Below are 7586 nucleotides of genomic sequence, written 5' to 3' on the forward strand. Positions count from 1 at the left end.
AGGCGACCCCGAGCGCCGCCGTACGCACGACGTCGGCCGCCTACCGGCCGCCGCCCGACCGGCTGTGGTTCACCCACACCCGCCGTTACACCCTCTTCGTGCTGCGCGAGCTGACCAGCGTCTTCGTGGCGTGGACGGTCGTCTACCTGCTGCTGCTCGTCGACGCGGTGCTCGGCGGTTCGCTGCGGGACTTCGCGGCGCTGGCCTCCCGGCCCTGGATGGTCGCCGTCAACGTGGTCGCGCTGGCCGCGACCGCCTTCCACACGATCACGTTCCTCAACCTCGCGCCCAAGGCCACGGTCGTCCGGCTGGACGGCTGGCGGGTGCCCGCGTGGATGATCCAGGGCGGCAACCATTCGGCCTGGGTGCTGATCTCCGTGCTGATCGCCTATTTCATCCTGAGGTCGCCATGAAACGCACGCCCGAGCCGTACCTGTGGCTGCTGTTCAGCGGCGGGGGAGTGGTGGCGGCGCTCGTGCTGCCCGTGCTGGTGCTGCTGTTCGGGGTCCTCATGCCGCTCGGCGTGGTCGACTGGCCGGCCGTGGAGCATCTGCGCGCGCTGCTGGACAACCTGGTCGTACGGCTCGCGCTGATCGTCGTCGTGACGCTGTGCCTTTTCCACGCGGCGCACCGTATCCGTTTCACCAGTGAAGAGCTGTTCGGCATCGCGAAGTTCGATCGGGCGCTGGCGGTGATCTGCTACGGGGCGGCGCTGGCGGGCGTCGGTGTGGCCCTGTGGATGATGGTCTGATGTCGTAGTTTGATCACGTTTCAACAATTCCCTTTACGACCCGTTTAGTCACCCTCTAACGTCCGGCATTGCACACCCTCTGGCCATGCGCCCGGCGACCCCGGGCAGAAAGGGTTCCTGGTGCCACGTACAAAGCGCCTGTTAGCAACGCTTCCCGCGGTCGCCCTTCTCGGCGCCGCTCTGACCGTTCCTTCCGCGCAAGCGTCGTCGGTGGCGGTTTACGAGCCCGCAGCCTCGGACTTCTACATCAACTACGCTCCGCCGAGGGTCGCTGAGGACCCGAAGGAGCCCAAGCTCAACGATCCGAAGGCGCGCTCGCTCACCCCGGCGCAGAAGTTCGACAGGAAGTTCAGCAGCGGAAACCCGGCGGCCGGCCGCATTCTCGCCGCACGCGAGAAGGAGGCCATCAGAACCGGCCTCAACCCCGCTGAATGGATCTTCAAGAAGACCAAGCAGACTCGTACGGCCAAGCTCCTGACGATCCTCGTCGAGTTCAACGAGCAGGCCAACGACGACTTCTCCGGATTCAACCGGCTGCGCACCGTCGGCAGCGAACCCGACGACTGCGTCGTCGAGCCGGCGGGAACGCTCCTGAACGGCCCCCTGCACAACAACATCCCCGACCCGGCGACGCTGCCGCACAAGGACAACAACTCCTTCTGGGTCAAGGACTTCAGCACCCAGCACTTCAACAAGATGCTCTACACGGACAAGGGCATCACGGAGCGGGTGCGTCCCGACCTGAAGGACCCCCGCGACGGCAAGCCCGGCATCGACATCTCCGGCTTCACGATGAAGAAGATGTACGAGGAGATGTCGAAGGGCGCCTACTCCGTCACCGGCGAAGCGGTCGGCTGGGTCAAGGTCCCCCACTCCGAAGCCTGGTACGGCGCCGCGGCCTGCGGCGGCGCACCCCAGGACATGTCCGGGCACCCCGACAACCAGCTCGGCGCCCAGCAGCTCCCGATCGACTCGGTCAACGCCCTCGCCCAGGCCCGGCCGGACTTCCCGTGGGCCGACTACGACGTGGAGGACGTCGCAGACGCCGACGGCGACGGCAACCACCAGGAGCCCGACGGCGTCATCGACCACCTGGTGCTCGTGCACGCCGGCAAGGACAAGTCGTCCGACGGCGGCGCCGAGGGCACCTACGCCATCTGGGCCCACTCCAGCGCGGTCGCCGGCGGCCACACCGTCCCCGGCACCGACAAGCAGATCTCCAACTACATCGTGCAGCCCGAGGACTCCGGCGTCGGCGTCTTCGCCCACGAGTACGGCCACGACCTCGGCCTGCCCGACCTGTACGACACCTCGGGAGCGGGCAGCTCGGCCGTGGACTTCTGGGACCTGATGTCCAGCGGCTCCCACTCCGGCCCGATCTTCCAGTCGATGCCCACCCACATGGGGCTGTGGGACAAGTGGGTGCTCGGCTGGGCGAACCCGAAGACGTTCGACCCCGGTGACCGCTCCAAACTCGTCACCGTCGGCCAGACCTCGCGCACGCCCAAGCTGACCGAGGACGGCATCCGGGTCAACCTCACCTCTTCGCCGCTGAGGATGATCGAGCCGCACAGCGGATCGAACGCCTGGTGGACCGGCCTCGACCAGGAGTGGGGCGACATCGGCCTCACCCGCGACGTGCCCGTGCCCGAAGGCGACGACGTGCGCTTCTGGATGTGGAACAACTACGAGATCGAGTCCGACTGGGACTTCGGCTTCGTCGAGGTCTCCACCGACGGCGGCGGGACCTGGGCCCAGCAGAAGGTCTTCGACGAGGCCGGCAACGAGATCACCACGCCCGACGACTACCCGGACCCGAACCAGAACCTCGCGACGTTCGGCAACAAGAAGTACGGCATCACCGGCAACACCGACGGCTGGCGGCACGACTACGTCAACCTGACGCCGTTCGCCGGGCAGACGATCAAGCTGCGGCTGACGTACAACACCGACGCGGCGTTCATGCCGCGCGGCTGGCACGCCGACGACTTCGAGCTCACCAACGGCGGCACGTCCGTGTGGAGCGACGACGTCGAGGGCGGCGACAACGGCTGGCACGCCACGGGCGGCACGTTCACCAACACCAGCGGCCAGGGCTGGACCCGCAACAACGGCGAGCGCGAGGTCTCCCGCTTCTACCTGGCCGAGTGGCGCAACTTCGACGGGTTCGACAAGGGCCTGCAGTACACCTACGACACCGACTACTCCCGCGACGGGGCGTGGAAGGTGCAGAAGATCAAGTACAACGCGCCCGGGCTGCTGGTCTGGTACCGCGACTCGACCTACGTCAACAACCACGTGACCGCCGACATCACGGGCCCGCCGAGCCTCGGCCCGAAGGGCAGCCTGCTGGTCGTGGACTCCCACTACGAGCCGCTGCGCCGTACGGGAACGGCGGCCGAGAAGGACCCGGCGCTCAACAAGAACCTCCCGGGACGCGCCCAGACCTCGAACGCCGCGTTCGGGTTCGTCAAGACGTACCCGTTCAAGGAGTGCCTGGAGGCGGCCGACGAGCCGTTCAGCGAGTACTGCACGGAGTTCAAGGCGCAGAAGGGCGTCAAGACCTTCACCGACGCCAAGACCTGGTACCCCGGCATCGAGCAGATCGACGACGGGCTGTACTACCGCGACTTCGACGCCTCCGCGGTCGTGCCGTCGAAGGACGACCAGACGTACAGCACGCGCGTGGTGCACCAGGACGGCAGCCCCGCCACCGAGCTGTACGGCCAGGTGGCCGCGGGCTCGGAGCTCGGCACCGGCAACCCCGGTGACGAGGGCAAGGCGCTGGGCGTGCAGTTCCAGCTGCTCACCCCGCTGCCCGGCAACCTGGGAGCCATCGTCCGGGTGGTCCCGCCGAAGAAGTGACCCGAGGGGCCGGCCGCCTTCCGCGCGGCCGGCCTCGCCCAAGAGGCCGTAGTACGGCTCACGCGCCTTCGGCCGCCCGCGTTCGCGGCGGCCGAAGGTAGCGGTTTCTGCACCTACGATTGATGACCATGACCGAACTGCGCACCAAGGACGAGCACACCGAGGCGATCCGGAGAGATCGCCGGGTGGCGGTCGTGGTGAACACTCGCTCGCGCCGCGGCCGGCGGCACTATTTCGAGGTGATCGAGCAGATCCACAACCTCGGGTTCGAGCCGCTGGCCGAGCTGTCGGTCTACAACCCCAAGCGGCTGCGCGAGCTGCTCGACACCGCCCTTGCCACCGAGCCCGACCTGCTCATCGTGGGCGGCGGCGACGGCACGCTCTCCTCGGCGGTGCGGCACGTGGCCCACAGCGACGTGGCGCTCGGCGTGCTGCCGCTGGGCACCACCAACAACTTCGCCCGCAGCCTCGGCCTCCCTCTCGACCTCGCCGGGGCGATCAAGGTGTTCGACACCGGCAAGGTGGCCGACATCGACCTCGGCCTGGCCGACGACCGGCCGTTCGCCAACCTGGCCAGCTTCGGGGTGTCGGTCGAGGTGGCGGGCAGGGTCAAGCCGTGGCTCAAGCGCATCGTCGGGCGTCCCGCCTATCCGCTGACGGCGCTGACGATCCTGCCGGGCCACACGCCGTTCCGTGCCTTCATCACCGTCGAGGGGCAGCGGCACGAGCTGCTCACCCACCAGCTCAACATCGCCAACGGCCGCTTCCACGGCGGCTGGCAGGTCGCCAAGGACATCAGCATCGACAACGGCATGCTGGTGGCCTACCAGCTCGGGTCGGGCAAGAAGCTGCGCCTGCTGGGCGAGACCCTCCTGAGAGCGACCACCGGGCGATGGCGCAGCCTCGCGGGGGGCCCGTTCGTGACGGGCCGCGAGATGCTCCTGGAGACCGACCCGCCGATGGCCGCCGACGTCGACGGCGAGGTGCGGCTGCGCACGCCCATCAGGCTGCGGGTGGTCCCCAACGGGGTGCGGGTCATGGTGCCGTCCTCGTTCGAGGACAACTGAGCCGCCCCCTGGGCCTTCTGCCCTCTTGAGAGGCCGCCCCACCACCCGGCCGCGGGCACGCTCAGGCGTCGCCCAGGCGCCGGTAGGCAGGCTCCAGCGCGCCCGCCAGGCCGGCGGGCGGCGGGAAGACGCGCAAAAGGAGGTCGGAGGCGGCGGCGGACGGGCGCCGCTCGGGGCGGTGGGCCGTCGCGCCGGGCGCGTAGAAGTCGGCCAGCCGGTCGGCGAACGGCACGTCGTCCACGCGCGGCGCGTCCGCGGGCGCGTCCTCCGCCAGCGAGCCGAGCAGCTGCTCGCGGGTCCGCCCGCGCCAGGCCAGCACGAGGAACGGGTCGTCGTCGAACGACTCGGCCAGCAGATAGAGCACCGCCGACAGGTGCTTGCACGGGAAACCCCAGTCGGGGCACGAGCACTCCATGTCGAGGTCACGCGGGAACAGGTCGATCCCGAGCGCGGCGAACACCTCCTCGATCTCCGCCGGCATCTCCCCGGCCAGCAGCTTGGCCCGGTGCACGGCCTGCGCCGCGATCGCCTCCCCGATGGCGGCCCAGCGCGGCTCGCCGTACGCCTCGATCCTGATCACGACCTCGTACGGGTCGCGCCGCGAGCCCTGCACGGCGCCCCGCGCCTCCCCGGCCGCCAGGTCGATCGACAGGACCTGCCCCTGGCGGGCGTAGGCGCGGCCGCGCGAGAGCCGGCCCTTGTCGCAGACGCGCTCCAGGATGTCGATGAACCGCCGTGACCACCACGTCGAGCCGATGCTGCCCCGCCGGGTGCGGGCCTTGATGCCGCCCTCGACCTTGATCGGCTGGGCGCCGTCGTACCAGACCATGGTCAGCTCACCCCCTCCGCGGTCAGCCTGAACACCTCGCGCAGTTCGCCGGTGGACAGGTCGGTGAGCCAGTCCTCGCCCGCCCCGACGACCCGCTCGGCCAGGGCCTTCTTGCGTTCGATCATCTCGTCGACCCGTTCTTCGAGGGTGCCCGCGCAGATGAGCTTGCGCACCTGTACGTTCCTGCGCTGCCCGATGCGGAACGCGCGGTCGGTGGCCTGGTCCTCGACGGCCGGGTTCCACCAGCGGTCGACGTGGACGACGTGGCCGGCGGCGGTGAGATTGAGCCCTACGCCGGCCGCCTTGAGCGACAACACGAACAACATCGGCTCGTCGTCGTTCTGGAACCGGTCGACCAGGCGGTCGCGGGTCTTCTTCGGCAGCCCGCCGTGCAGCCACAGGACGGTCGCGTCGAGGCGCTGGGCGAGGTACGGCTGGAGCATGGTGCCGAACTCGGCGTACTGCGTGAAGAGCAGGGCCTTCTCACCCTCCGCCAGGATCTCCTCGGACAGCTGCTCCAGCCGGGCCAGCTTGCCCGACCTGCCCGACAGGCGGGAGCCGTCCTTCAGCAGGTGGGCCGGATGGTTGCAGACCTGCTTGAGCCTGGCCATGGCCGAGAGCACCAGGCCGCGCCGCTCGATGCCCTCGCTGTCGTCGATCCTGGCCAGCATGTCGTCGACGACCGCCTGGTAGAGCGTGGCCTGCTCCGTGGTGAGCGGGCACCACTCCTTGATCTCCAGCTTCTCCGGCAGATCCGAGATGATGGATTTATCGGTTTTGAGACGGCGGAGGATGAACGGGCCCGTCGCCCGCCGCAGCGCCCTGGCGGCCTGCTCGTCCTGCCGCGCCTCGATCGGCTCCTGAAACCTGGTCCTGAACCGGGTGCGCGGTCCCAGCAGGCCCGGGTTGGCGAACTCCATGATCGACCAGAGCTCCGCGAGATGGTTCTCGACCGGAGTGCCCGTCAGCGCCAGCCGGGTGCACGTGGGGATCGACCGCACCGCCCTGGCCTGCAACGTCCCGCTGTTCTTGATCGCCTGCGCCTCGTCGCACACCACCCTGCGCCACTCGCGCCGCCGCAGCGTCTCAAGGTCGCGCTGGGCGGTGCCGTACGTGGTGATCACCAGATCGGCGTCCTCGATCTCCGCGGCGTCGCGGCCGCTGCCGTGGTGCACGTACACGCGCAGGCCCGGCGCGAACCTGGCCGCCTCCCGCTGCCAGTTGCCGACCAGCGACATCGGGCACACCAGCAACGTCGGCGTCTCCGCCCGCTCGTGCACGAGCAGCGCCAGCGTGGTGATCGTCTTGCCCAGCCCCATGTCGTCGGCCAGCACACCGCCCAGGCCCAGCTCCGACAGGAAACTCAGCCACGCCAGGCCCCGCTCCTGGTAGGGCCTCAGGGTGGCGTCCAGGCCCGCCGGCGTGGCCAGCGGCGTCAGCCGCCGCTCGGCCTGCCCGGACAACAGGTCGCCCAGCACGCCGTCGGCGTCGACCTCCAGCAGCGGCAGCTCGTCGTCGTCGGCCCGCACGACGTGGCGCAGCAGGTCGGCGGCGCTCGCCTCACCCGTACGGGCGCCCTCGACGGCCTTGAGCGCCGCCTTGAGCTGCCGGTCGTCCAGCTCCACCCACTGGCCGCGCACCCGGACCAGCGGCACCTTGAGCCTGGCCAGCTCTTCCAGCTCCGCCTCACTGATCGTCTCGTCGCCCACCGCCAGGTCGATGCGGAAGTCGACCAGCTCGCGCATCCCGAACCCCTGCGCGGCGGCCGCGGTCTGCGCCTTGGTCCTCGTGGTGAGCTTCAGCCCCAGCCTCGTACGGCCCGCCCAGCGCGGCAGCTGCACCCCGAACCCGGCAGCCTGCAACAGCGGTGCCGCCTGCCCGAGGAACCCGAACGCGCCCGCCGTGTCCAAGGTGAGCTCGCTCGGCCGGGGTACGCGCAAGGCGCGGTCCAGCTCGGGATAGAGCCTGACCGCCCGCCCCAGCCCGGCCAGCAGCTCCCGTTCCGGTCTCCCGGGGAGGCCTGTCAGCGTGCCCTCGCTCCAGACGGTGGCGGCGGGGACGTACAGGCTGGGGT

The 7586-nt window shown here is 69.8% G+C and carries 6 protein-coding genes; 4 read left to right on the top strand and 2 right to left on the bottom strand.

What is annotated here, in order from left to right; all coding sequences use genetic code 11:
• From E1267_RS41235 to E1267_RS41250, 4 genes are all read left to right on the top strand, one after another.
• Positions 1-413, top strand: a 413-nt coding sequence (locus E1267_RS41235; protein ID WP_220449922.1) for a succinate dehydrogenase/fumarate reductase transmembrane subunit, incomplete at its 5' end; no start/stop codon positions are given.
• Positions 410-751 (top strand): fumarate reductase subunit FrdD, encoded by a 342-nt coding sequence (gene frdD / locus E1267_RS41240; RefSeq protein ID WP_132341363.1) that lies wholly within the window; start codon positions 410-412, stop codon positions 749-751. The genes E1267_RS41235 and frdD, both read left to right, overlap by 4 nt.
• Before the next feature lie 210 nt (positions 752-961).
• The gene (locus E1267_RS41245; RefSeq protein WP_246064654.1) at positions 962-3616 is read left to right on the top strand and encodes an immune inhibitor A domain-containing protein; all 2655 of its coding nucleotides are present in this window, start codon (positions 962-964) and stop codon (positions 3614-3616) included.
• A gap of 128 nt (positions 3617-3744) precedes the next feature.
• A complete protein-coding gene (locus E1267_RS41250; RefSeq protein ID WP_132341367.1) occupies positions 3745-4683 on the top strand; it encodes a diacylglycerol/lipid kinase family protein in 939 nt (312 codons plus the stop codon).
• Between the two features lie 61 nt (positions 4684-4744).
• On the opposite strand, the gene E1267_RS41255 is transcribed toward E1267_RS41250, so the two are convergent.
• Positions 4745-5512 carry an SWIM zinc finger family protein gene (locus E1267_RS41255; RefSeq protein ID WP_132341369.1) on the bottom strand — a complete coding sequence of 256 codons (768 nt, stop codon included), beginning with the start codon at positions 5510-5512 and terminating at the stop codon, positions 4745-4747.
• Between the two features lie 2 nt (positions 5513-5514).
• A partial coding sequence (locus tag E1267_RS41260; RefSeq protein ID WP_132341371.1) for a DEAD/DEAH box helicase occupies positions 5515-7586 on the bottom strand: 2072 nt, incomplete at its 5' end.

The sequence above is a fragment of the Nonomuraea longispora genome (genome assembly GCF_004348345.1).
Classification (GTDB): Bacteria; Actinomycetota; Actinomycetes; order Streptosporangiales; family Streptosporangiaceae; genus Nonomuraea; species Nonomuraea longispora.